Source organism: Desulfotomaculum sp. 1211_IL3151, from assembly GCF_036763075.1.
Classification (GTDB): domain Bacteria; phylum Bacillota; class Desulfotomaculia; order Desulfotomaculales; family Desulfotomaculaceae; genus Desulfotomaculum.
Genome location: NZ_JBAIYV010000039.1, coordinates 77,162 through 99,926, shown reverse-complemented (window position 1 = coordinate 99,926; position 22,765 = coordinate 77,162). Strand labels below are relative to the sequence as shown.

Annotated in this window: 17 protein-coding genes and 1 tRNA gene; 6 read left to right on the top strand and 12 right to left on the bottom strand. The window is 42.4% G+C overall.

Annotated features, from left to right (window positions below; genetic code table 11):
* Positions 1–205 precede the first annotated feature (205 nt).
* Together V6C11_RS10425 and V6C11_RS10420 are read left to right on the top strand one after the other, a co-directional pair.
* Entirely contained in the window at positions 206–1,927 is a 1,722-nt protein-coding gene (locus tag V6C11_RS10425; protein WP_333531099.1) for a [Fe-Fe] hydrogenase large subunit C-terminal domain-containing protein, read from the top strand.
* Between the two features lie 12 nt (positions 1,928–1,939).
* Positions 1,940–3,091 (top strand): SpoIIE family protein phosphatase, encoded by a 1,152-nt coding sequence (locus V6C11_RS10420; RefSeq protein WP_333531098.1) that lies wholly within the window; start codon positions 1,940–1,942, stop codon positions 3,089–3,091.
* Positions 3,092–3,286: 195 nt separating this feature from the next.
* Here the strand turns inward: V6C11_RS10420 and V6C11_RS10415 are convergent, their stop codons facing one another.
* Together V6C11_RS10415 and V6C11_RS10410 are read right to left on the bottom strand one after the other, a co-directional pair.
* Entirely contained in the window at positions 3,287–4,720 is a 1,434-nt protein-coding gene (locus tag V6C11_RS10415) for an NAD(P)/FAD-dependent oxidoreductase (RefSeq protein WP_333531097.1), read from the bottom strand.
* A 142-nt stretch (positions 4,721–4,862) separates the two neighbouring features.
* The gene (locus V6C11_RS10410; protein WP_333531096.1) at positions 4,863–5,255 is read right to left on the bottom strand and encodes a hypothetical protein; all 393 of its coding nucleotides are present in this window, start codon (positions 5,253–5,255) and stop codon (positions 4,863–4,865) included.
* A 201-nt stretch (positions 5,256–5,456) separates the two neighbouring features.
* On the opposite strand from V6C11_RS10410, the gene V6C11_RS10405 reads away from it, so the two are divergent.
* The 3 genes from V6C11_RS10405 to V6C11_RS10395 all read left to right on the top strand — a co-directional run bounded on the left by V6C11_RS10405 (position 5,457) and on the right by V6C11_RS10395 (position 7,992).
* Positions 5,457–5,541, top strand: a tRNA-Leu gene (locus V6C11_RS10405).
* A 401-nt stretch (positions 5,542–5,942) separates the two neighbouring features.
* On the top strand, positions 5,943–6,866 hold the full coding sequence (locus V6C11_RS10400; RefSeq protein ID WP_333531095.1) for a tyrosine-type recombinase/integrase: 924 nt from the start codon (positions 5,943–5,945) through the stop codon (positions 6,864–6,866).
* An 88-nt stretch (positions 6,867–6,954) separates the two neighbouring features.
* A complete protein-coding gene (locus V6C11_RS10395) occupies positions 6,955–7,992 on the top strand; it encodes a hypothetical protein (RefSeq protein ID WP_333531094.1) in 1,038 nt (345 codons plus the stop codon).
* On the opposite strand, the gene V6C11_RS10390 is transcribed toward V6C11_RS10395, so the two are convergent.
* Entirely contained in the window at positions 7,981–10,437 is a 2,457-nt protein-coding gene (locus V6C11_RS10390) for a hypothetical protein (protein WP_333531093.1), read from the bottom strand. The genes V6C11_RS10395 and V6C11_RS10390 overlap by 12 nt on opposite strands.
* Before the next feature lie 805 nt (positions 10,438–11,242).
* On the bottom strand, positions 11,243–11,809 hold the full coding sequence (locus tag V6C11_RS10385; RefSeq protein WP_333531092.1) for a hypothetical protein: 567 nt from the start codon (positions 11,807–11,809) through the stop codon (positions 11,243–11,245).
* Positions 11,810–11,974: 165 nt separating this feature from the next.
* Here V6C11_RS10385 and V6C11_RS10380 point away from each other — a divergent pair, with 165 nt between their 5' ends.
* Positions 11,975–12,940: a hypothetical protein gene (locus V6C11_RS10380; RefSeq protein WP_333531091.1), complete on the top strand. Its 966-nt coding sequence runs from the start codon at positions 11,975–11,977 to the stop codon at positions 12,938–12,940.
* A gap of 464 nt (positions 12,941–13,404) precedes the next feature.
* Here the strand turns inward: V6C11_RS10380 and V6C11_RS10375 are convergent, their stop codons facing one another.
* The 8 genes from V6C11_RS10375 to V6C11_RS10340 all read right to left on the bottom strand — a co-directional run bounded on the left by V6C11_RS10375 (position 13,405) and on the right by V6C11_RS10340 (position 22,643).
* Positions 13,405–14,721: an FtsW/RodA/SpoVE family cell cycle protein gene (locus tag V6C11_RS10375; RefSeq protein ID WP_333531090.1), complete on the bottom strand. Its 1,317-nt coding sequence runs from the start codon at positions 14,719–14,721 to the stop codon at positions 13,405–13,407.
* Positions 14,712–15,053 (bottom strand): PadR family transcriptional regulator, encoded by a 342-nt coding sequence (locus V6C11_RS10370; RefSeq protein WP_333531089.1) that lies wholly within the window; start codon positions 15,051–15,053, stop codon positions 14,712–14,714. Before V6C11_RS10370 ends, V6C11_RS10375 begins: the two co-directional genes overlap by 10 nt.
* Before the next feature lie 795 nt (positions 15,054–15,848).
* On the bottom strand, positions 15,849–16,172 hold the full coding sequence (locus tag V6C11_RS10365; RefSeq protein ID WP_333531088.1) for a hypothetical protein: 324 nt from the start codon (positions 16,170–16,172) through the stop codon (positions 15,849–15,851).
* A gap of 152 nt (positions 16,173–16,324) precedes the next feature.
* Entirely contained in the window at positions 16,325–16,648 is a 324-nt protein-coding gene (locus V6C11_RS10360) for a hypothetical protein (protein ID WP_333531087.1), read from the bottom strand.
* Positions 16,649–17,158: 510 nt separating this feature from the next.
* Positions 17,159–18,631: a hypothetical protein gene (locus V6C11_RS10355; protein WP_333531086.1), complete on the bottom strand. Its 1,473-nt coding sequence runs from the start codon at positions 18,629–18,631 to the stop codon at positions 17,159–17,161.
* On the bottom strand, positions 18,624–20,018 hold the full coding sequence (locus tag V6C11_RS10350; protein ID WP_333531085.1) for a sensor histidine kinase: 1,395 nt from the start codon (positions 20,016–20,018) through the stop codon (positions 18,624–18,626). Before V6C11_RS10350 ends, V6C11_RS10355 begins: the two co-directional genes overlap by 8 nt.
* Positions 20,015–20,728, bottom strand: a complete 714-nt coding sequence (locus V6C11_RS10345; RefSeq protein ID WP_333531084.1) for a response regulator transcription factor — start codon at positions 20,726–20,728, stop codon at positions 20,015–20,017. Before V6C11_RS10345 ends, V6C11_RS10350 begins: the two co-directional genes overlap by 4 nt.
* A gap of 4 nt (positions 20,729–20,732) precedes the next feature.
* The gene (locus tag V6C11_RS10340) at positions 20,733–22,643 is read right to left on the bottom strand and encodes an acyltransferase family protein (RefSeq protein WP_333531120.1); all 1,911 of its coding nucleotides are present in this window, start codon (positions 22,641–22,643) and stop codon (positions 20,733–20,735) included.
* Positions 22,644–22,765 lie beyond the last annotated feature (122 nt).

Sequence of the window (22,765 nt, the reverse complement as noted above, 5' to 3'; positions counted from 1 at the left end):
ATAATCGCCTCCAGGTATTTCTTGTTATAGGGTAAACTATTGATACAAAAATCGTTTCCTTAGTGTTATGTTACTACTCTATTTATTGGAAAACAAGCTTTTATTCAGCCCGTTTAAAGGATAATTTCTTTTTGAGTTGAAATCTTTACTTAACACCCAAGACCATGTCTCATGGCCTATGACCGAAAAAAAGTGAGGTGTCAGCATGGCATTAATCTATACCGGAGCAAAATGTCGTGATTGCTATCGTTGTGTTCGTTATTGCAACCTAAAGGCCATAAAAATGAATACGGGTAAATTAGGCAGATTTCATGCCCAGGTTATCGATGAACTGTGTGTCCACTGTGGTCAGTGCATTCTAGCCTGTCCCCAGAAGGCGAAAAAACCTATCTCTGACCTAAGGCAGGTTAAACAGCTATTGGCCGAAGGAACCCCGGTAATCGCCGTGGTGGCTGCTTCCTTTGTGGGTTCCCTTCCCCTCAAAGAACCAGATATGTTACCTACCCTTTTAAAGGCACTGGGCTTTAGCGAAGTTCAAGAAACTTCCATTGGGGCAAGCCTGGTAACCCAGGAATATCTGGATATGGGTTTTGAACACCCCCGTTTAATTAGTTACTGTCCGGTAATCGTAAATTTAATCGAAAGACATTATCCCGAACTTATTTCTATGCTGGCTCCCATTGTTTCACCCATGATTGCCCAGGGTAAGGTTATTAAATCCCTTAAACCCCAGTCTAAGGTGGTATACATCGGTTCCTGTGCAGCCAAACGAGATGAAGCACAGCTTTTGGGCTTAACGGATAGTATCGATTATTTCCTTGACTTTCATGAACTTTGGCAATGGATCCAAGACTCAGAGGTGGTTATGGAAGAACTAACTCCCTCAAATTTTGATAGTTTTTCTCCCTGTCACAATCGCATTTACCCAGTAGAGGGAGGGGTCATTTGGGCAGTGGCAGAGGAACTGCGACAGGCCGGTGAGAGCTTTCTAACCATTTCCGGCATGGAAAGCTGTATCGAGTTTATTAAACATCTGGGTCAAGGCCAGATAATCAATCCACCCAAGCTAATGGAACTCTGGGCTTGTAAAGGTGGCTGTATCAATGGCCCCTTGTCCCTCTGTCGTGAAGAAAGCCTCTTCATGCGGCAGCGCAAGCTATTGCACTATTACAACTCATCCGGAGAATGTGTCTTTGAAATTGACAACACTCGCTTGCCGGAAATCTCCTTAAAACGAGATTTCATCAATCGGAAAGTAGAACAAATCTACCCTAGCGAAGCAGAAATTCAAAACATCCTGGCCAGAACCGGTAAAAACTCCCCGGCCCAGGAATTTAACTGTGGTAATTGCGGCTATGATTCCTGCCGGGATAAAGCGGTGGCCGTTTATCAGGGTAAGGCAGAAGTAGAAATGTGCATACCCTATATGAGAAAAAGGGCCGAGTCAATGTCCAACCGAATTATCTCCGCCATGCCCAATGCCGTTATTGTGGTGGGCAAGGATTTAGATATTCTGGAGATCAATTCCGCCGCAGAAACACTTTTTCAATGCACCGCTGCCGAAGTGGTGGGTCAAAGAATTTTATCCCTAATACCAGCAACCAATTTCCTTAAGGTAATGCAAAGCGGTAAAATGATGAATACTACCAGTACCTACCCCAATTTTGGCATCGTAACCAGAGAAATTTTCTTCCCGGTCAAGGGAACAGATGTGGTGGTAGGAATCTTTATCAATATCACATCAGAGAAAAAACACAAAGAACAGTATGAACTTATGAAAAGCCAAACCATTCAACAGGCCCAGGAAGTCATTGAAAAACAAATGATGGTGGCCCAGGAAATAGCCGGACTTTTGGGAGAAGCAACCGCAGAAACCAAGGTTCAATTGGGGAAACTAATAAAATTAATGCGGCAAGAAGATCTTTAGGGAGGTGCCGCTATGAAAATCAGTTTAGATATTGGCGTATCCCAATTAAAAAAATATGGCGAAGAACTTTGTGGGGATAGTGTGGAAATTGTTCGCACCGATCAAGCAAATATCGTGGTGCTTTCCGATGGACTGGGCAGTGGCGTTAAGGCTAATATCCTGTCCCGCCTTACTACCAAGACCGCAGCCAGTATGCTCCGAATGGGCGGCAACATCGATGAAGTCATTGATACGGTGGCTAAAACCCTGCCCATTGATAAGGTAATTAATGCGGCTTACAGCACCTTTTCCATTTTGCAGGTGCAAAATAACGGCAGACTAAACCTGGTAGAATACGATAACCCGGACGTCTTTATTGGCAACCAGAACACGCTTTTTACGCCTCGGCGAGAAGAAAGAATGGTGGCTGGCAAAAAGATTCTGGAATATGAATTTGACGTGGATGAGCATGACTGGCTGGTTCTAACCTCAGACGGGGTCCTCAATGCAGGAATTAGCGGACACATGAATGTCAACTGGGGTTGGGATCGTATGAGCCGGTTTATTGAGGACACCTATGCCGAGGAAAAATCCGCCTGCGATTGGGCCAATGAAATTACCAACCTTTGCAACTCCCTATACGGAGAAAAACCCGGGGATGACGTGACCGTGGTGGCTGTAAAAGTAAGGCATCCGATTCATGTAACGCTGCTAATTGGCCCCCCAAAAAACCAGGAGGACGACCGGATGGTGGTTCGTAAGCTGATGGAAGCCCCAGGGGCCAAAGTGATCTGTGGTGGAACAACCAGTGAAATTGTGGGACGTGTACTGGGCAGAAAGGTTTTTGTGGACGTTTCCTCGGTTGTCGAGGGCATCCCCCCTGTGGGCATGCTGCCAGGCATTGATCTAATTACCGAAGGTGCTGTCACTCTGGTGCAAACACTGGAGCATATTAAAGCAAACACCGGTTTAAACGAACTCAAGGCTGGCAAGGATGGTGCCAGCAGATTAACAACCCTATTAAGAAAGGCCGATATCATCCATATTATGGTGGGCAGGGCTCAAAATGAAGCCCTTTACTGCAACGATGTCCCGGCCATTTATGCCTATAAACACCATGTCATTCGTGACCTCATCAACAGTCTAAAGGAAATGGGCAAAGATATAAAAGAGGATTATTTTTAGAGCAATTTTAAAAGGGAATGCCGCTATGCTCCATTATTCCAGTAGCAAAGGGCATTCCCTTTTAATTTAGCCGTCAGCCATGAGCCTTAAGCTTTCGGAGAACTTGGTAAGGACACTGTGCCATGAGCCATGGTCTAATAACCCTTAAGTATGACATAATCAGAAAACCCATGGCCCTTCCTAACACTTCTAAAGTTATACTAACCTTTCTGCAATATCCCTAGCTATCCTCACTCCACAGGCACCTGCCTGGGCTAAGCCACGGGTAATTCCCGCACCATCGCCACCAGCATATAACCCGTTAATTTCCGTTTGAAACTTTTCGTTTAATTGAGGGCGAGAAGAGTAAAATTTAGCTTCCACACCGTATAAAAGTGTATGCTCGGAGGCAATACCAGGTGTCACATTGTCCAAGGCTTGAATCATTTCAATAATACTTTTCATTGTATTGTAGGGCAGTACCAGACTTAGGTTGCCGGGAACGGCTTCCTTGAGGGTTGGTTCCAGAAACCCCTCCTGGACTCTCTTCTCAGTGGATCTACGCCCCTTTAGAATATCCCCAAAACGCTGAATCAGCACACTTCCATTTGAAAGATCATTGGCCAGACGGGAAATGGACTTGGCGTACTCAATGGGTTTATCAAAGGGGTAGGAAAACTTATGGGATACCAACAGGGCAAAGTTTGTATTATTGCTGCCCAGTTTTTTGTCATTATAGGCATGGCCGTTTGCCAGCATCACCCCGCTATGGTTTTCAATAACCACGTGACCCGAGGGATTACTACAAAAGGTTCTTACGGTAGTGCCAGTGGAAGACCGATAAATAAACTTACCCTCATACAGATGCTCATTAATCTCTTCCATGATGGTATCCAGGGTCTCCACACGAACCCCAACATCCACCTGATTGTTGGTCATTTCTAAATTATGTTTCTTAAAAATGCCTGTTAACCATTCTGAACCATCCCGACCTGGTACAATAATTACGTTGTTGGCATAAATTTCCTCTTTCGTTTTAGTTACGATTCCCTTAATATATTTACTATCAATCTTTTTTTCAACAATAATATCTTCAACTTCAGTCTCAAATTGCATATCAATTTTATCTTTTAAAGTTTCAAAAATACTCTTGAGAATTTCCAAATTTTGTTCTGTACCCAGGTGCCGTACCTCGGCCCTTAGTAATTTTAACCCAGCACCCAGACCAAGTTTTTCTATATTCTTGACCGCGGGGGTTGTGGGATCCGATATCACCGTGGTGGCACCATGCTTTAGGTTAATTCCATCTACATATTTAATTAGCTCGAGGACCTCTGAGGGTGCCATGTAGTCAGTCATCCAACCACCAAATTCTGTGGTAATGTTAAACTTACCATCTGAATACGCACCCGCCCCACCAAAACCATTGGTCACCGCACAGGCAGGCATACACCCTGCATGATCCTTCTTTAAGGTTGGTGGAGGACATTTAACCAGTTTTTTCTCCAAAATCGGACAAAATCGTTTGTAAATATCACGGCCTTTTTCTATTAGCAACACTTTTAACTGCGGTGCCTTTAGACTCAGTTCGTAGCAAGTAAAAATACCTGCCGGACCAGCACCCACAACAATTACATCGTAATTTCTCATAAAGGGTATCACTCCCTACCTTATATAATTCACAAAATGAAAATAAGCAAACATAAATATTGTGAACCATTTTACCTAGAATTGCAATATCTAATTTATACCAAATAATTAAAATGCAGGGACATTGCCCCTGCATTCATTATTATCCATGTATTAAACTGGGTAAACACTTCGTGCATATCCAGGTGCTTTCTCCCTTATGCCGCATCGGCAACAGATAGCCAGTATCATCGGATCTGCCGCAGTTTTTACAATATACCGCACTGGCCGATTTATCGACAGGGACCTTTACTTCGGCTTCGCTTTCCTTTGGTACTGCTACTTCCGTAATATCCCCGGACAATTCCTGGGCAATCTCAGCAAAATCCATCTGAAATCCGGGACAATGTGTCGGACAGGCTTCATTGGGCTGACAAACATGCCCTTCTTCCATCGTCGGCAGTGCTAACCCCTTAGCCCTAAAGCCCACACACTGACCACACGAATCCATTAGCTCCCTGCGTCTTTTCATCCACTTATCCCTTTTCACCGTCATTATTCCCGCCCCCTCTTTCGTTATCTCTTGCATTTAGAATACTAAAAAGGAGTACTTCCGGATATGATCCCAGTCACCTTCCTAAGGTGATGTTTATCACTGTTGGTAAAGGGTTTCTACCAACATTTAAAAAATTTCTTTCAACAAACTTCTTGCCGAGTCATTTTTGTTATGCTATAATAACACTTGCGATTAAGACATGTCGAAGTGGCGGAATCGGCAGACGCGCACGTTTGAGGGGCGTGTGAGGAGACTCGTGAGGGTTCAAGTCCCTCCTTCGACACCAATGCGTTATATTTCAAGGCTTGTGGGTTTTTACCTGCAAGTCTTTTTTGTTGTGTTTTGGTCGTATTTTGATCAAGATGTGTGCGCCCGTACATCTTTATGCGTGGTGCGATAAGTGATCAGCCGCGCACATTATGTTTTTGGAGGTGTCTCATCGTGTCGAGAAGAAGAAAAAATGACTTAAAACCTTTGACCGCAAACGCTGTAACAAAATCTTTTACTTTTTAGTTGAAGAGGGATACCTGACTTTAGGGGTTTCTTAACAAAAACAAAGAAATCAAAGACCGAGTTTTTCCAGGTCTTTCGACAATTTTAAACCTTCTATTTTCTAAAGTCGGGAGACAATTCCCAAAAATGTATTCACAATTATATCCTATAACTATTTTTTCGGAGGGATCATGAATGCCGGATTTTACATTACTCTTTGAACGTTATTTCAAGCACTGCAAACACCAAAAGAACCTGAGTGCCAAAACACTAAAGGCCTACCGAATTGACATTACTCAGCTTTTAAACTTCCTGGAGGCTATTGACCGAAAGTTAATTAAGAATAATTTATTGGAATACGCCACATATCTGCACAAAAAATATATGCCAAAAACGGTAAAGAGAAAAATCGCCAGCATCAAGGCTTTTTGCAATTGGATGGAATATGAAGATATTATTCCGGAGAATCCATTCTCCAAAATTAACCTAAAATTTCATGAGCCAAAGATTCTCCCTAAAACGATTTCTCTCGATATGATCGAAATACTTCTAAAATCCGCTTATGTTGAGGCTACAAATGAAAACCTTACTCCTTATCAAAAGCAGACCTGTTTACGTGATATAGCAGTCTTAGAGTTATTATTTGCAAGCGGAATGAGGGTTTCGGAACTATGCTCACTGAAAGTAGATGATGTCAACTTAACAAACGGTCAAATTCGCATTTTTGGCAAAGGAGCAAAGGAAAGAGTTGTTACTATTGCAAATCCTGACGTGCTAAAGGCTCTCAGGAAGTATAAGGCAGCTTTTATCCAACATATTGAAAGCGCGGGAATTTTGTTTATAAACAGAGGAAATAGGCAGCTTTCTGAACAATCCGTTCGGGCAATCATAAATAAATATGCCGAAAAAGCAAATATTGCCAGACATTTGACCCCTCATATGTTTAGGCATTCATTTGCAACATTATTACTAGAGGAAGATGTAGATATACGCTACATACAGCAGATATTAGGACATAGTTCTATAACCACAACTCAAATTTATACCCATGTGTCTACAAAAAAGCAAAATGATATTTTAAGCCTGAAACATCCCAGAAACCGTATGTCAATAAAATAATTTTACGGCCGAACGCACAATAAGCGTTCGGCCGTAAACATGAATAAAGGATAATATGCAATTATCCTGCAAAATGGAGGAAGGTAAAATGATCACTCCTTTTTGGAAACAAGATAAAATTGAAAATTATAAAAAGACCCTAAACATCATTTTGCTGGCCCATGTACAACAGCCCCGAGGTCATATTAATCAAGCCCAGCTCCAGTGCAGTGGAACAGAAAGATTCTCAATCGAGGAATTCAACCAAATTTATCAAGGCATTGTAGGTGCAGGATACTATATTCAGGCTGTTTATTTTAATGAACTGGACTTTATTGAAGAGTACACGAAACATCCGGAGCGGTTTGTGGATTGTTTAATATACAACTTAGCGCGAAATGGATTTGGAAATAATAAGAAGACGATTATTCCTGCTTTCTGTGAGTTGGTTGGGCTAAATTATAGTACTTCCACATCCTTAACTTCTGCGCTATGTCGCAACAAATATTATTTTTCTATACTACTTCAGACGCATGGTATTCCGACCCCCAGAAGCTGGTTATTAACGGAAGCAGGAACATGGCAAGATAATGTTCCTCCAGAGGGAACAGTTATAATTTGTAAGCCCTGTTCAGAATCGGCGAGCCAGGGAGTAAACAACACAAGTATCTTCCGTTTTTCAAGTAAACGGTTTGAGCCGTTTCACAGGCCCAATTATATGGTCCAAGAGTACATTGATGGGGCTGAATGTGAAGTTCCGGTACTTAGTATAAGAGGAACTCCCACAGCACTCCCGCCTGTTGGTATTAATCTATATGGTAATAAAATCCTTGATGAAAAGGCATCAGCTAATAACCATTATGGCTTCTATGCTTTAGAGGATACTCAAACAAAAGCAACGATTGACGCAATTAAAAAATATGCTGAGGAATCGTTTCAATTGTTACAAATGGATGTTTATGGGCGCATTGATTTTCGAATTGACGCAAATGGGAATCCGTATGTTTTTGATGTATCTACAACACCATATACCACCGAGCACAGTTCATTTGCCTTTGATTTTAATAATCTCGGATTCGATTATAACGATATCTACCAAGCTATCATTGCATCCGCACTCTTGCGGTCAAAAGGTTTAGAAAGATAAAAATTGAAGATCTGAAAGCAAAAAACCGCGTCCATAGAAACGGCATGATGGGTCTTGAATATGAGAACAGGCCGCCAAAACAACTTGATTATAGTCTATGGCATCTCCCTTGAAAGGTTCTTCGGATACCAAAAGACGTTCTTGGATATGTCGCTTTGCCTTAAAAATCGGTACATCGGAATACAAAAGAGGGACATCCAAAGTTTCCAATATTTTTAGTTCTGACATAGCCTTAGCGAGATTTTTTTGTAGCAAAGCACCTGCAAAATTGAGATCATGCAAATAATATTTATAGTATGCGTCCGTATCTGCAAGGCGTCGATTTGCCTCTGCAAGTTGGTTAGGCCAGGTATGAAGATCGCAGAGTATTGAAAATGCCAAATGGTTTAAATAAATTACATGGGATACTTCTTCGTCCTGATAGTCTAATATTTTGGAAAATGCTAAAAACGCCTTTTCTGCGGCGAGCATGAGTTTTCCCCGATTACCTAGAACCTGGGATTCTGTCTGTAAATAGTCAAGCAGTATCTTATTATTTTCAATTTTGTAACGGCTTGGATAATGCCAATTTCTGCGTTTTTCAAGTAAGTTTTGGCATTCATTTAAAGCTTGAGTGGCGAGGTCATAGTTTCCAGATATAATTGCATTGGCGGCATGGTTGCAAAGCGCCATATATAAACCGTTGCGATTGTTGTGTTCGCGGTAAAATCGAACGCTTTCACCTGTTAGACGGCAGGCAACTACTGCTGTATAGTATAAGGCCGACTTGCGATTAAAACACGCATTAAGCTCCAAAAATTCAGGACAATAGAAATGATTATTGATAATTTGTATTAAATTCTGCTTGAGTTGCTTCGCTTTATCAGGAACATTTAAACGACCTGTGTACACATTTAACAGAACAAGCGCAGCGCGACAATATTGTTCATCCTCACGAAAGTCAGGAGCTTGAATAACATCGTATAACTCTTCTGCCGTTTGCCTGATCATAATTGGGTTTTCTGCCAATTGAATATGACAAAGAACAATTAGACGTTGACACTCCGACCGGCAAGCCGAACTAAACAACATGGGGCTGATCCCTTGCAAGTGCTGGAGCGCAGTTCTATATTCATATTTTGAAAAGGCAGAGTATCCGTCTAAAAAGCTTTTCATTACGTTACGCTGAGTATCTACATGCGAGGGACTGATACGTTCTAAAAGAGCCTCAATTTCAGGTAAAATATTGTAGACGTCTTCTCTACAATTAAGTTCCGAGGATCTGCGAATATAGGCGAGGAGAAATAGCTGCCATGCTTCACATATAAGCCTGTCATCATTTTTCCAGATACTAAGTTTGAGGTGTTTTCCGCGATTAAAATAATCCTCAGGGTGCCTTTGTTTTAAATAAAGTGCAAATTTTCCATGAAGATATTTTTCGCGTCGCGATAGCCGCATCTTAAAATAATTCCTTATTTTGGGGTTTGTAAAGTGATAACTTTGCTCGCCTGCTATAAAAGCATGTTCTTTAGCCAATAATAGATACTCATCCGCCAAATACAACAATTCTGCATCATCGATAGATGGTTCATCAATAAAATAGGCCGTTTCATATTGTGAGAAGCAGGCGTCAATTATAGAAAGTGGTTCTAATATACTGCATGCCTGGCGGTCACGTTCTGGGAGATCATTATATCGCCTGTCTATAATCTCGTTGAAGTTCATAATCGGGCCACTTTCGTTATTTTCGTAATATTTTGCTACCATAAGCATGAGTGACAGGTCATTACCAGCGCAAGCCCTAATTTCGTTTAAATTAAAAGGATAAGTATATCCTTTCTGATGTAGTATAGAAAGTAAGTTGGCATCACTTATCGAAGGAATAAACAAGTCTGACCATATAAAACCGTTATCCCATGATATCTTTTCGTGAGATATGAATAAGATGATTATACGGTAATCGGCCATTAATCCTAATTCTGGTAGTGTAATTTTTTGGAGGAACTGCTTGGATGGAATATCCCAGAGGTCAAAGTCATCAGCGACGAATAGGACATTTTTGTTTGTTTCTGCCTGTTTTTTAATATTGGTAAGCAAAGCCTCTTCGCTTGGGGATAAGATAAAATTCGTCTTTTCCTTTTTAGGAATATCGCCTCCAAATTGGAAGGACAAGGGAATTGGTAACGTATTAACACCAAATGAAATTCTACTAGCAAAGTTTATTTTGCTTTTTGAATATAATTTCGTACCAATATGCCATGTTAAATAGGGCGACAGGTCAGGATCTACGCCTCTGATGTAAAAAAACATCCAGTTCTCTTGAAGTATATCCTTAATCCCAAGCGCAATTGTGGATTTCCCGCTGCCAGTACTCCCACGAAGGGTTATTCCTCTGTTCCTCTCATCGGTTAACAGCAAAGCGTAAATCTGCGACACAATATCACTCTGATAATCAGCCAGATTCATAACAAAACCCCATCTTTACCTGATAATTGCATATTATCCTTTACTTATATAAATATCTGAATTGTAGAGGCCAATAAATATCAACCTACCTAGACATATATTCTGGGCATATCCCAAATTTATGCAATTGCATAAATTTGGTTAAATCGTTTAATAGCTTTTTATTATTAAGAGAATTCACGATACACTCCCAGAAGAAGTCATTTCGAAATCCCACTTTACCTGTTTCAGACTGGGCTTGGATCTTTTAACCCACTTGAGTTAAACGACCTAAAATAACAATATTTTACCATCATTGAATCCAGAAAGTTTAAAAATTCTGTCGAAATCCAATTTGAAAATATCTAAAAGGGGCAAATACTTATTAATGGCGGTGTTGGTAAGGAGACCAAAGGAATTTCACCCTTTGCTTTTTATGTTTCTCCAGATGGCCTTTCTCTTTTGTTATTCAATGCAACGCCCCCTTTCTGTTAAATAAAAAAGACTCACATTCGACCCATGTGGGGCTTACAATGGGAGAGTCATCCGCAACCTACCGTTCTCCCCGCCAGTAAATCTCCTAAAATAAGAAATGCCCATGCTATCTACACAGGCACTGATAAGCTTTAGGACGTTTAACAAAAAAAGGTGTGATATTCTCCATATTACAATTAAATAAGGTTAATCCATACTAGGCTTTGCTTCATCTGACTGAGTATTATTCTTTCTTATAGCATTTAAACTTTACGTTAGCCTTTATATAACCGCCTCCTGTTGTACTAGTAAACTTAAATTAAATTGCTCCGTTCTTTTGTTGTGTTATGAACTAAATCTTCTCAAACTCAATAACCCATACCCAAGGGTTATCTTTCCAATTACCGTAAACTCCGTCCCAAACTATTTTAAATAGTGTCGTGCTGCTGCCTACTAATTCACCACTTTCTATGTCGTATGACGGCAAGAAGCAACCTTCCGCCCTTGCATCCATTTCAGTAATATCCTGTAATCTCTCAACACTGACGTTTGTCACTTTAAGGAATAACCTTGCAGCGTCCCGCGTCATGTGGATTGATGGCTTCCAATTTACATGTTCTTCTGGATGCACCCCGTTAGCCTTATATCTGTAATGCTCAAATTCACCATTATGCCAATATTCAACCCATGTTTCCCTAACCCAAAGAATATCACCAACCTGATATGGTGCATGCTTAGGTAATGCTGAGACACCAAATATTCGTTTACTTGGGCTAACAGTATCGTCTATGCCCCATTTTTTCATTACTAGGTTTCCATCACATATAATACAATTTTTTATAATCCGTCTCGTCTGGGTCTTTTTGCCTGCTAGTATTACTCTAACCATTTCCGTGTTGAAAAGTATTGGCTTTTCCATTACTCCACCACCTTAAATCGCCGCATGGTTGAAATATTCACTAACTGGTTTGTGTATCTTGTTGCGATTTGAATGAACTATGCAACAAGATTTTCTGGTTGTATTGTTACCTTTTGGTCTAAAAAATCGTCTAATTTACAAATATTAACTAGGGGGAACATGCAAATGAAGAAGATTATTATCCTATCAATAATAATTATAGCTTTTGCTTTAGCTTGGAAAATGCAAAACACTAGCCCTCATGAACCAATATCGATTAATGAGGTGGCTAAAATCGAACTTCGGGGAGACATTCCTTCTCACGTAAGCCGAACAGCAACTAAAGCAGAACTTGAAAAAATCGTTCTATGGTTTAATTCATTAACTAATATAACAGAGAATAAAGAATTCGCAGGGAGTACTCCCTCTGCAGGGATCAGAATAATCCTGAAAAACGGAAGAGACATTTCCATTATCAACTCAGGTAAGGATTTTGAGGTTCAACGTACTGTTAATCTTAAAACCGTATCTTACTGGGCAAAACAAACGGAGATTAAGGAGTTATTAAAGGAGTTGGCACATGAGGAAAAACTCGAAATTCAGATAAAAAAGCCAATAATTTACTTATACCCTACTTCAGAACAAAGGGTTTCTGTAAAGTTGGATTTTCACGGTTATCTTAAGGTTACATATCCTGAATATAACAATGGTTGGCATATAATTGCACAGCCAGACGGCACTTTATTAAATATTAAGGATAGTAAAGAATACTCTTATTTATTTTGGGAAGGTGTTAGCAACTTTAATGATTGGAATTTATCAAAGGGGTATGTAGTTAAAGGTGAAGATACGAAGAAGTTTTTACAAGAGACCCTCTCTAAGATGGGCTTAACTCCAAGGGAATATAATGATTTTATTGTTTATTGGTTGCCTCAGATGGTAGATAACAAGTATAATCTTATTCATTTTGCCCAAAAAGAATATGAAGAACTTGCACCCATACATGTTTACCCAAAGCCCGATTCTATTCTTAGAGTGTTTATGGTTTTCAAGCCATTGGACAATTATCTTGAAATAGATAAACAGACTATCAATGGTTTTGTGCGAAAAGGCTTTACGGTTGTTGAATGGGGTGGAGCTGAGCTACACTAACCCGGCTCTAACAAAAGGGTGGTCATAATATCCTTAATTTTTTATTGAACTAACCTGCCCATTTGTTTAAGAAATGCACACCTCTTAAAAATACGTACAAGAGTTTTTATGAAGTTGTTACGTATTTTATAGCCAATGCGTACCAGGTATTAGCCAGCCAAGAAGGTAAGCCGATAAACCTTATCAGGGGGTGCACTTCATTGTGTGTGGCTCTCAACAATCGGAATTGTGGCTCAAACCTATCATAATATTCACAATACGAGACTTTAACTCTTCCCGCCTATTTTCAAGTTCCTTTAACCTGCTAACCTGCCGAAATTTAGAGGTACCGGGTACCTTCGTGAACAGGAGACCTGCTCTGCAGGAATCCTGTTCGCCGAGTAGTAATGAAAATTTGCATAGTACTCTGGATACCATTGCCAGTCTCAGTGCCAAATTCGTATTAGCCATATGATGTGCGATTGCTAGTTAATGGTAATGGGACTAGGACTAGTAAATAAATTTTTTCGCCGATATACACTTAATACCATACCCATCATAGCCATGTTAATCACCGTTTGGGAACCGCCGTAGCTAAAGAAAGGCAAACTGATACCGCTTATGGGTGCATAACCTAAAGTCATTAATATGCTCCAGATAAAGTGCAATGCTAGAATACTAGTTAGCCCACTAACCAGCAGTCGGCCAAAACTATCCTTTATCTGTTTAACCGCACTTATCATTATTGCTATTAAGGATAGTGCTAACATAGTAACCACTGCACCGCCAGCCCAACCAAAGGTATATACTATATACGAAAAGATCATGTCGGTATGTAATTCAGGTAAATTCCCCCCAAAGGTAAACCCCTGTCCCCATAGCCCTGCCAATTTTATAGTCTCAATTGATTGGATGTAAATATATCCACTGCCCGCAGGATCATTATAAGGGTTAATAAAAGATAACATTCTTTTCAACATATATGGCTCGGTAACGATAGCAAATACAAACACACCAATTGGTATTGTTGCAATGCCCACCAGCTGTTTTTTACTTACGCCGGATAACAACATTAATACTAAAAACATCACTGTATATATAACTGCGGTGTTCCATGAAGAACTCATTAAGTAAAGGATATTCGGCACTAGCAGCAATAATACGGTATTAACAAACCAATTGGGTTTAGACCAGTCTGTGTTGAAAAAAATGCCGGCCAAGGCCGCTGCCAATAGCACTGGAGTCACATCAACATAATTAATGTTGATAAACCCCAAGTTCAAATATGGTTTACCGTTAACCATAGTCCCACCAAACACCAACAGCATTAGCCACACAAACATGGTACCAGCAAACAAGTGCCATCCATAAAACTTTAGTTTGCGGTAATCAAAATAAGCCAGACCTAAAAGTACTGCCAGGCCAATAACAACATAAACTACACTATTAGTAAAAACAGATACGGATATATGTCTCATTAGTAAACCTTGTATTTCTACCGAATACAGTGTAAATAACCCCATCCCTGCTAGCATAGCTACGATTAATAATAGCAGCCAATTAATGGGTGGTTTATGGGTTTGATGTAACTGTTTACCCAACGCCACCGAATCTCCCATTCTGCTAATAGCCATTTCAATAGCCTGTTGCTCCTTCATACCTTCAGCAGTATACTCCAATACACAATCCTCAATATGGGCAAGCAATTCTAACTTTACTTGCTCATGCACTTCACCCCATTTTATATAGGTACAAACATTATTCAAATATTCCTGCACCTTAGCGTTCTGCGCTAATGACATACAATTGCCTCCCCCAAAATTTTATCTACCGTTGACCGAAATACCACCCATTCACTACATTTTTCTTTAAGCTGATCACGACCCTTTTCAGTGATGCGGTAGTACTTCCTATGGCGGCCACCATTAGCGTCAGACCAATAAGATTCCACCATGTCATCCGCCTCTAAAGAATGCAAAATGGGGTAAAGTGTGCCTTCCTTAAAAGCAAGTACTCCGCCAGATGCAGTTTCAATCTCCTTAATCATCTCATACCCATACATAGGATTGCGATCAAGCAATTTTAAAATCAAAATGACGGTGCTGCCCTTCAGCAATTCTTTGTTGACCTTCATCTAAATTATCCACCTTTATTTTACTATTGATATGCGATGCATCGTATATCTAGGTATAATTATAAAAGTATACCCCACTCTCGTCAACTTCTTTTTTACAAATGTTCCCTGGAACTACAAGTACAGGCTGCTATTCGTGAAAGGCAGTTAGGTGGTGGAGATGGTATCTTACTAAGCGGGGTGGGTGGAATTAAAAGACCCCTCCGGGGGAGGGGTGAAGAAATGATTAACTGCAAATGCTTGGGAGTGGATAAAGTAAAGTCAGTCCTTCGACACCAAGACGTTATATTTCAAGGCTTGCAGGTTTTTACCTGCAAGTCTTTTTTGTTGTGTTTTGGTCGTATTTTTATCAGGATGCGCGCGCCCGTACATCTTTATGCGTGGTGCGAAGTGGTCAGCCGCGCACATTATGTTTTTGGAGGTGTCTCATCGTGTCGAGAAGAAGAAAAAATGACTTAAAACCTTGAATTAGAAAGATAAGAACCTCGCCACACATTTGGCGGCATACCTTCGCCCGGCTTTATATTCTAAACGGCGGAGATCCCTTCTCACTAAAAAAATATTGGTCCATAAGAGTTGGGAAATGGTTCATTTGCATTAGCCTTTATATAACCTCCTCCTGTTTGTACTAGTAAACTAAAATTAAATTGCTACGTTCTTTTGATGTTATACGCAATAACTACCTTCTTGCTTTATGTTCCTTAATCCATTGGGAAATATACTCCCTTGATACTAATAATCCACTCCCATCTGCCAGTTAAACTTCGGGTGCAGGGTGTTCAGTTTCCATATAAATTACATTCGTTTTTCGAGAGAACTAATCAGTACATAACCAAAAACCAAACCAGCGACAGTTTGGCTGAAGTAAGAGTTAACTAATAAGACCTGAATCCGGCTGGGCATCCAATGGGTTAGGTGAAAAAAGAAGTAAAATGCTTTAAATAAGGCAATATAAAGTGCTGGCAGACCAACAGCCAGTAATTTTACCCAATCATAATACCAGCGTCCCTGTTGTCGAATATGCTTAATCAAATGGGGTAGGGCTAAATAAGCACCAACTACCAACGGCCAGATCATAATAAAGATCATAGGGGTCATCAAAGCTCGGGTATAATACATCTCTAGCCACAAGAGAAATCCTAAAAAAATAGTATAAAGAAAATACCAAAGGAATCGTCGTAAATTTTCCAGAAAATTACCTCCTTTGAGGTGTTAAAAAAATAATTCTTTTTAATATACGCTATAACTACAACAACGAATGTTCTTTCAAATTATGCCGTTAGACCGAAGGCCCGTTCATTCTCGCTCAATGTGGCCACAAATTCAGGTGTAATAGGTACACAGTCAACTAGGCTGCAAATAGCAACCACTGACCCAAAAGGGACATTAACTTTCATTCGCGGCATTGTAATATCTATACTTGTTCCTTTTCCCATAATTTTGGCAGGAATGATTTCTGTTAAATTTAACTCTACTAACTTAAACATAAAATCGCTGATATATTGATTTGGCTTTTTATTAGCCGCATGTATCGCTAAAGGCCCCCGGTACTTAGTTTCCCAAGACCGGGCAATCTTTTTGACTCCGATGGACACCGGGGAGGCCCAGGGCTGCCAGATGTTATAGCCTTCATAATTAACAACTCCTTACTGTGTTTAGTGGTTGAAGTGCATACTACGTGCTATTTGCCATCTTCCACGCTTTTTCGTAATCTTCAGGTGTAAACCCAAATTCGATTAGTCGTTTTACGCAACATTTAGCTACTATCCACCAAGGAACTACCGGCTTAATAGTTTTTAGTCAATCGGCATGGTAAAACTAGCCTCAAAAATACATAAATCAAAGCTTCTTGCTTTAAGGGCTGAAGGGCTTTGCTTTTACTTGTGTTTTTATTTAATTGTTTACTTAGAATTATTTACACTCCCATTCAAGATCATCCTATCCAACCAACTCTCCCTTTGCATTCGCTGCATTTTGTCCACCGATGTAGATTGTTTTCGCATTACCGCAAAAATCATGGATATCATCTATAAACCTGTAATAACCCCTTGGATTCTTCACGGGTTGTCTAGGTAATGCAGGTCATTCATTCCCTTGCAGCATGTTCAGCGCATCCGGACAGAGCTTCCCGATAAGGCCTGGGCTCCATAGGCGAGAAAGGATTTCTCCCAGCTATCAACGTAAGACCCGGTGGCCCACTCAGCCATGATTACCGTCGTTCCTTCCGGCAGCTCAAGCTCCGCCAAAGGGTTTTCTGCTAATTTCTCTGCACCGATGGGGTAAATCGTTAATTTATTTTTAGTTTTAACCAAGGCGATATCCTTATTGGGTGAAGTGAAGGCGTCCATGGCATCGGGAACCCGGTCTTTGATATTATGCCAGCTTAAGACGAGGGTATCATAGAAAATCAAATTAGCCGGCGGGATGATCTTGAGCTCAAAGTCTGTTTGCTCAAACTTCCCGCCGCTTTGATAATTGACTCTCCCGATAAGAAACCAATGGCCGTTTTTCCGTACCAGGCCAAGATTTTCCCCGGACTCATCTCGGTTAAGCAAGGTAACCCCTTTGTCCCTTAAATCCGCAACAGACTGTTCCCTGGCACTCAAATAAGCATTCAATTCATTATCTCCCAGTAAATCGGATACCTTTATTTCGATAGGCGATGATAATTTGTCCACCGGAAGCACCTGCAATTGATTAACCCCGGCGGTTCTCTTTTCAATGGCTACATAATTATTACCAATATAATGGATGATTCTTAGTGCCGGATCGGTATCAGCTTGATCGCCTGTTCCTTTTTTCCCCTTCTTCGTGTCGGGAATCTTGGTCGCCACATTGCGGGCCGTCAGGATATTGCCTGTCTCTCCCGCGGCAGAGCTATCCTGGACATCAAGCTCCCAAAAACCGCTGGTGCGCGGAAAAAAAATCCGTTCAGCCGCCAGGATCGGGTGAAGTTGCTGATGCTCGACGGCAATCCAAAGTGTCTGATAGGTATAGTCGGTGCCCGAAGGCATCCTCAGTCCCAGCAAGACACCGGAAATCCCCTCGTTGCGGTTCAGATTCAGATGCTGAGCATTGGTATTGGCTACTCTCAGCGTACTGTCTGCCTGATCAGCAACTTTTTTCAAGAGTAGTTTTTTATTTTGCATGAAGAAAATCATGCTTGTATCATCAAGCTTCATAAATTCGCCCAGATAATTGGCGGCAGCGTAGACAGTTATGACATCGACCCTCTCGGTTTTCGGGATAGAAATACCGGTAGACGGAATGTATTTCATCATCAAGTAATCGGCTGCATTCACCCTTTTGATTTTATAGGAAAGCTTGTCCCAGACATGTCCGCCAAAGGCGACAGCACCTGCAGCAAACTGGACATCACTGCCAACCCATTGCCGGGTTGCCCCTTCCCCATTGCCGTTGGTATCCAGCTCTCGAAGCACCGTCCATTTACCAACTAACGGATGGAATGGGTTGGACGGCGGGATAATCTTACCAGCCGATTCGCCCGAAGATTCAGCGCAACCACCAAGCATGAGCAGCAAAAAAGGAAGCAAGAGAAGCAGGTATTTTTTAACCATTGGCACGCACCTCTCTAGGCAGAGTAATGACGACGGTTGTCCCCACATTGACCTCGCTGCTGATTGCCAACCTACCTTTCATCAGGCTGACGATCTCGTCACAGATGGATAAACCAATGCCGTTTTGAGAACGCGAACTCTTGCCTTTATAAAACTTTTCTTTCACCATTGGCAGTTCCCCGGCAGCAATGCCGCACCCGCTGTCGGCAATCGTAAAGGTATATTCTATTTCCCCGACCTCAGCGTGAAAACTGACAGACCCCTCGGCAGCTGTAAAATTCAAGGCATTATCCAGAATATTGATCAATACTTGTTTCAACCGGTTAGCATCTGTCCACAGATCGGGAAGGTTTTCCGGGTAAACAACCGTGAAATGAATATTATCCCGCAGCGCCCGTGGCATCAGCTGTTTGCGGATATGTTCCATAAGCTCGGCTAAATTAACATTTTCATATTCAAGCTTGATCCTGCCGGAAACGAACTTGGAAAAGTCCAGGAGCTCTTCGACCATCCGAGTAAGCCGCTTCGTCTCCTTGGCAATGATACCGAGGCCGTCGTTCAGCATTTCTTTCTGCTGAAATTTTTCGCTTTGCAGCGTAATCGCCCAGCCCATAATCGAGGTCAACGGGGTACGCAATTCATGGGAAACGGAAGATATGAAATCATTTTTCAGCTTTTCTTTTTTGGTGATTTCATCAGCCATGTAGTTCAAGGTATCCGAAAGCTTGCCGATTTCGTCATCTCGCTTTTTCTCGCTCTTGATTTGAAAATTGCCTGCCGCCATACTCTCGGCGACAGCGGTTACTTCCCTCAGGGGGATAAGAATGGTATTGGCTAAAAAGATACTGAGCAAACCGACGACCAGTGCAACCAAAAGGCCGATGGCAATAAAAATTTTAGCTGTGTCTCGAATGTCCTGATCAATGGCATCGGTAGAAGCAATAAAACGTAAAGCTCCGACAATTTGACCCTCCGATTTTAAAGGATACGTTACTGCCATGACTTTCTGATTGTTTAATTTCCCCACCCATTCCCCCATCTTGTCATTGAGCGCATCCTGTATATCCGCCATGGGCTCTCCTTGTTCCGTAATTATCCCCAGAGAGTTCATGACAATCTTTCCGTTCCGATCGACAATCTCCACTTCGGCATCGCTTTGATTCCAAAAGGCATCCACATTATACAGAATATTATCTTCCAAAGAGGTATCGGAATAGTATTTGGAATACATATCCGCGCTGATTTTGACCTGGTTGGTCAGGTTGCCCCTTAGGCTACCGTAATAATTTTGCTGGACCGTATAGATCAGCAGCACTTCCAAAATGGCCACCGAAACCAAAATCACGATCATGAAATTGGCCGTCAGCCTCCCTCTGATCCCTTTCATGGCAGCCTCCCGCCGGACTCCAGCTGCCACCGGTAACCGGAACCCCAAACAGTCTTAATATACCGAGGCTCAGAGGGATTATCTTCAATTTTTTCCCGGAGCCGCCGGATATGCACATCCAACGTTTTGGTATCCCCAAAATAATCTTCTCCCCAGACCGCATTCAGCATCTCATCTCGTTTCAGAGCTTTCCCCGGGTTTTCCATGAACATTTTTAATATCGAATATTCCGTGGGGGTCAGCTCCACTTCCCGATTGTTTCTGAGCAGTTTATTAGCAGCAATATCCAGTCGCAGATTGCCATAAATATAGGTCGTTCTTTCGGTTTCAAACCGGTTTCGGCGTCTTAGCATGGCTTTAATCCTGGCAATCAATTCAAAGGGATTAAAGGGCTTGACCATATAATCATCCGCTCCCAGTTCAAGACCCATAATTTTATCTGTATCCTGCCCTTTGGCCGTCAGCATGATAATGAGCGGTTCCGGCATGGTTTCGCGAACATGCCGACAAACTTCCAGACCGTTTATCCCAGGCAGCATCAGATCCAGCACCACCAAATCGGGAAGGAACGCCGTGAGCACAACCAGTGCCTCCTCCCCGCTGGCCGCTTCTCCCACTTCGTATCCGGCCATCTCCAGATTGAGGGTGATGAAACGCCGAATCGAAGCTTCATCTTCAACAACCAATACTTTTATCTTCTGATCGTGCATATTATCATTCCTTAGATTTTTTGTTATTATAACACGATTTATGTTTATCCTTTTGATGGGAAATCAAGGCTTCGATCAGCATTTCCCCGTAGGCCGCCACACCCGTTTGGGTCAGATGAACACCGTCCGAATAAAAATAATCGTCATGGCCGCTGCTGGCTGAATGCCAATCGATCAGCCTGGCCTTGGGGTAAGACTCCGCCACCTTGCTCAGCGTCCCATTCACTACCGCTTCCCAAGGCTTCGGGACACGGGCATTCACCAGCACGATCTCCGTAGTTCCTTGCAAGGAGTCCAGGGTCTCTGTTAACTGCTTTTCTGTAAACGAACCGTTTGTGCCTAATTGAATAATCACGATTCTCCCCAGCTTACCTTCCTTTTCAAGCCTGGAAATGACATGCGGAGCCTGATACATCTGCCTACCGATTTGCGCGTCGATTACAATGCCCGGCAAGCGTTCTTGCAAAACAGATTCCACATTGATGATTAAGGAATCCCCAATGACCGTAATTTCATCTCCCCTGACATCACTCTCTTTATCTGCCACAGCAGGTTCCACGGTGACAGCACCAGCTTCCCTGTCCGTCCCCTGAATTTGAGCTTGTTCTGTAGTCACGGTCGTCACCTGGCTGTCTAAAGCTTTAGCCGAAATTTCCGTGTTTTCATTGGGGGCCACGAATAACAGCAAAAAAACCAGCACGATACTGAACGTAATCTTTGCGCTGTGGGCCAATGGCCTTTGCCACCACGGAAGGGCCGGCGTCCGCCGCCGTACTCGTTTCCGCCGTCCGTAACGGATCGGCTCCTCAATCAGGTAGCGGGACAGAGCCGCCAGGATAATGCTTGCCGCAATTTGCCAGAGGGCGCGTGAAAGGTCCGGGCCTTCCGTATTGACAACCGGATTCGTCAGGATGATGATCGGGTAATGCCACAAGTATATCCCATAGGAACACTCTCCCAGCCAACGCAAGGGACCCCAGCTGAAGAACCGGCCCAGATAGCTGGCCGGGTGGGCCAGAACTGCCACCACACAAGCCGCCGCAAAAGAGAAGAGCAGGAGTCCGCCTTGATAGAGAGAGGTCTGGTATTGGTTGGTTTTGCCAATCATCAGAAGTACCACCAATAACCCCAGGCTTCCTACCGCATCCAACGTCCGTTTCTTTTTTCCAGACAGGTCTGCGTTCATTTTCCGGCTGGGCCATACCATGGCCAGTACAGCCCCCACAAGCAAGGCGAAAACACGGGTATCCGTTCCATAATAGACCCGACTGGGGTCATGACCCGGTATGTACATCAGTGCCATCGCTGCAGCAGAAATCAGAGCGACGGCAACGGTTCCAAACATCAGCCATTTGCGCTGCCGGAGACAGCGCAGCCCCCATCCCAGAAGAAGGGGCCAGAAGAGATAAAATTGTTCTTCTACCGCCAAAGACCAGAGGTGTCCCAGCGGGGACGGCGGACCAAAGCTTTCAAAATAGGATACCTGATGGAAAATCAGATACCAATTGCTGGTATAGAATACTGCGGCCAACGCTTCCTGCTTCAAGGCCGCCAGGCGTTCTGGTGCGCAAAGCATCACCCAGGCCATCACGCCTGCCAGCATCACAAAAAGAGCCGGCAGTAGCCGCCGGGCTCGGCGTAGCCAGAAATCCTTCAAATCAATCGTTCCGGCGTGCTCCCATTGCTTCAGGAGAATATTGGTGATCAAATATCCGGACAGCACAAAGAACAGACTTACCCCTAAAAGCCCTCCCGGAGCCCAGGTCAGATTGAGATGGTAGGCAATCACTGCAAACACCGCCAAGGCCCTCAATCCATCCAAGCCCGGCATATAGCCGGTAGAATCCGTCCGCAATCCCCTTTGCTGTCGCTTTGATTGCCAATTCAATTGATTTGTTTTCTTGCTGCAATTCATGTTATCTTCACTTTCCACTTATGCCAGGCCTCCGTTTTTGCCGTCATAGCCGCGTCTTCCTTTTTACCATACCAAGTTTTATGCTTCATTGTTTTACAAAATAATTAAAATTTCTTACGAAA

Bases quoted from the DNA above. Each gene is read 5' to 3' on its own strand.
- V6C11_RS10425 (WP_333531099.1), top strand. From the start codon at position 206: ATGGCATTAATCTATACCGGAGCAAAATGTCGTGATTGCTATCGTTGT.
- V6C11_RS10420 (WP_333531098.1), top strand. From the start codon at position 1,940: ATGAAAATCAGTTTAGATATTGGCGTATCCCAATTAAAAAAATATGGC.
- V6C11_RS10415 (WP_333531097.1), bottom strand. From the start codon at position 4,720: ATGAGAAATTACGATGTAATTGTTGTGGGTGCTGGTCCGGCAGGTATT.
- V6C11_RS10410 (WP_333531096.1), bottom strand. From the start codon at position 5,255: ATGACGGTGAAAAGGGATAAGTGGATGAAAAGACGCAGGGAGCTAATG.
- V6C11_RS10400 (WP_333531095.1), top strand. From the start codon at position 5,943: ATGCCGGATTTTACATTACTCTTTGAACGTTATTTCAAGCACTGCAAA.
- V6C11_RS10395 (WP_333531094.1), top strand. From the start codon at position 6,955: ATGATCACTCCTTTTTGGAAACAAGATAAAATTGAAAATTATAAAAAG.
- V6C11_RS10390 (WP_333531093.1), bottom strand. From the start codon at position 10,437: ATGAATCTGGCTGATTATCAGAGTGATATTGTGTCGCAGATTTACGCT.
- V6C11_RS10385 (WP_333531092.1), bottom strand. From the start codon at position 11,809: ATGGAAAAGCCAATACTTTTCAACACGGAAATGGTTAGAGTAATACTA.
- V6C11_RS10380 (WP_333531091.1), top strand. From the start codon at position 11,975: ATGAAGAAGATTATTATCCTATCAATAATAATTATAGCTTTTGCTTTA.
- V6C11_RS10375 (WP_333531090.1), bottom strand. From the start codon at position 14,721: ATGTCATTAGCGCAGAACGCTAAGGTGCAGGAATATTTGAATAATGTT.
- V6C11_RS10370 (WP_333531089.1), bottom strand. From the start codon at position 15,053: ATGAAGGTCAACAAAGAATTGCTGAAGGGCAGCACCGTCATTTTGATT.
- V6C11_RS10365 (WP_333531088.1), bottom strand. From the start codon at position 16,172: ATGTATTATACCCGAGCTTTGATGACCCCTATGATCTTTATTATGATC.
- V6C11_RS10355 (WP_333531086.1), bottom strand. From the start codon at position 18,631: ATGGTTAAAAAATACCTGCTTCTCTTGCTTCCTTTTTTGCTGCTCATG.
- V6C11_RS10350 (WP_333531085.1), bottom strand. From the start codon at position 20,018: ATGAAAGGGATCAGAGGGAGGCTGACGGCCAATTTCATGATCGTGATT.
- V6C11_RS10345 (WP_333531084.1), bottom strand. From the start codon at position 20,728: ATGCACGATCAGAAGATAAAAGTATTGGTTGTTGAAGATGAAGCTTCG.
- V6C11_RS10340 (WP_333531120.1), bottom strand. From the start codon at position 22,643: ATGAATTGCAGCAAGAAAACAAATCAATTGAATTGGCAATCAAAGCGA.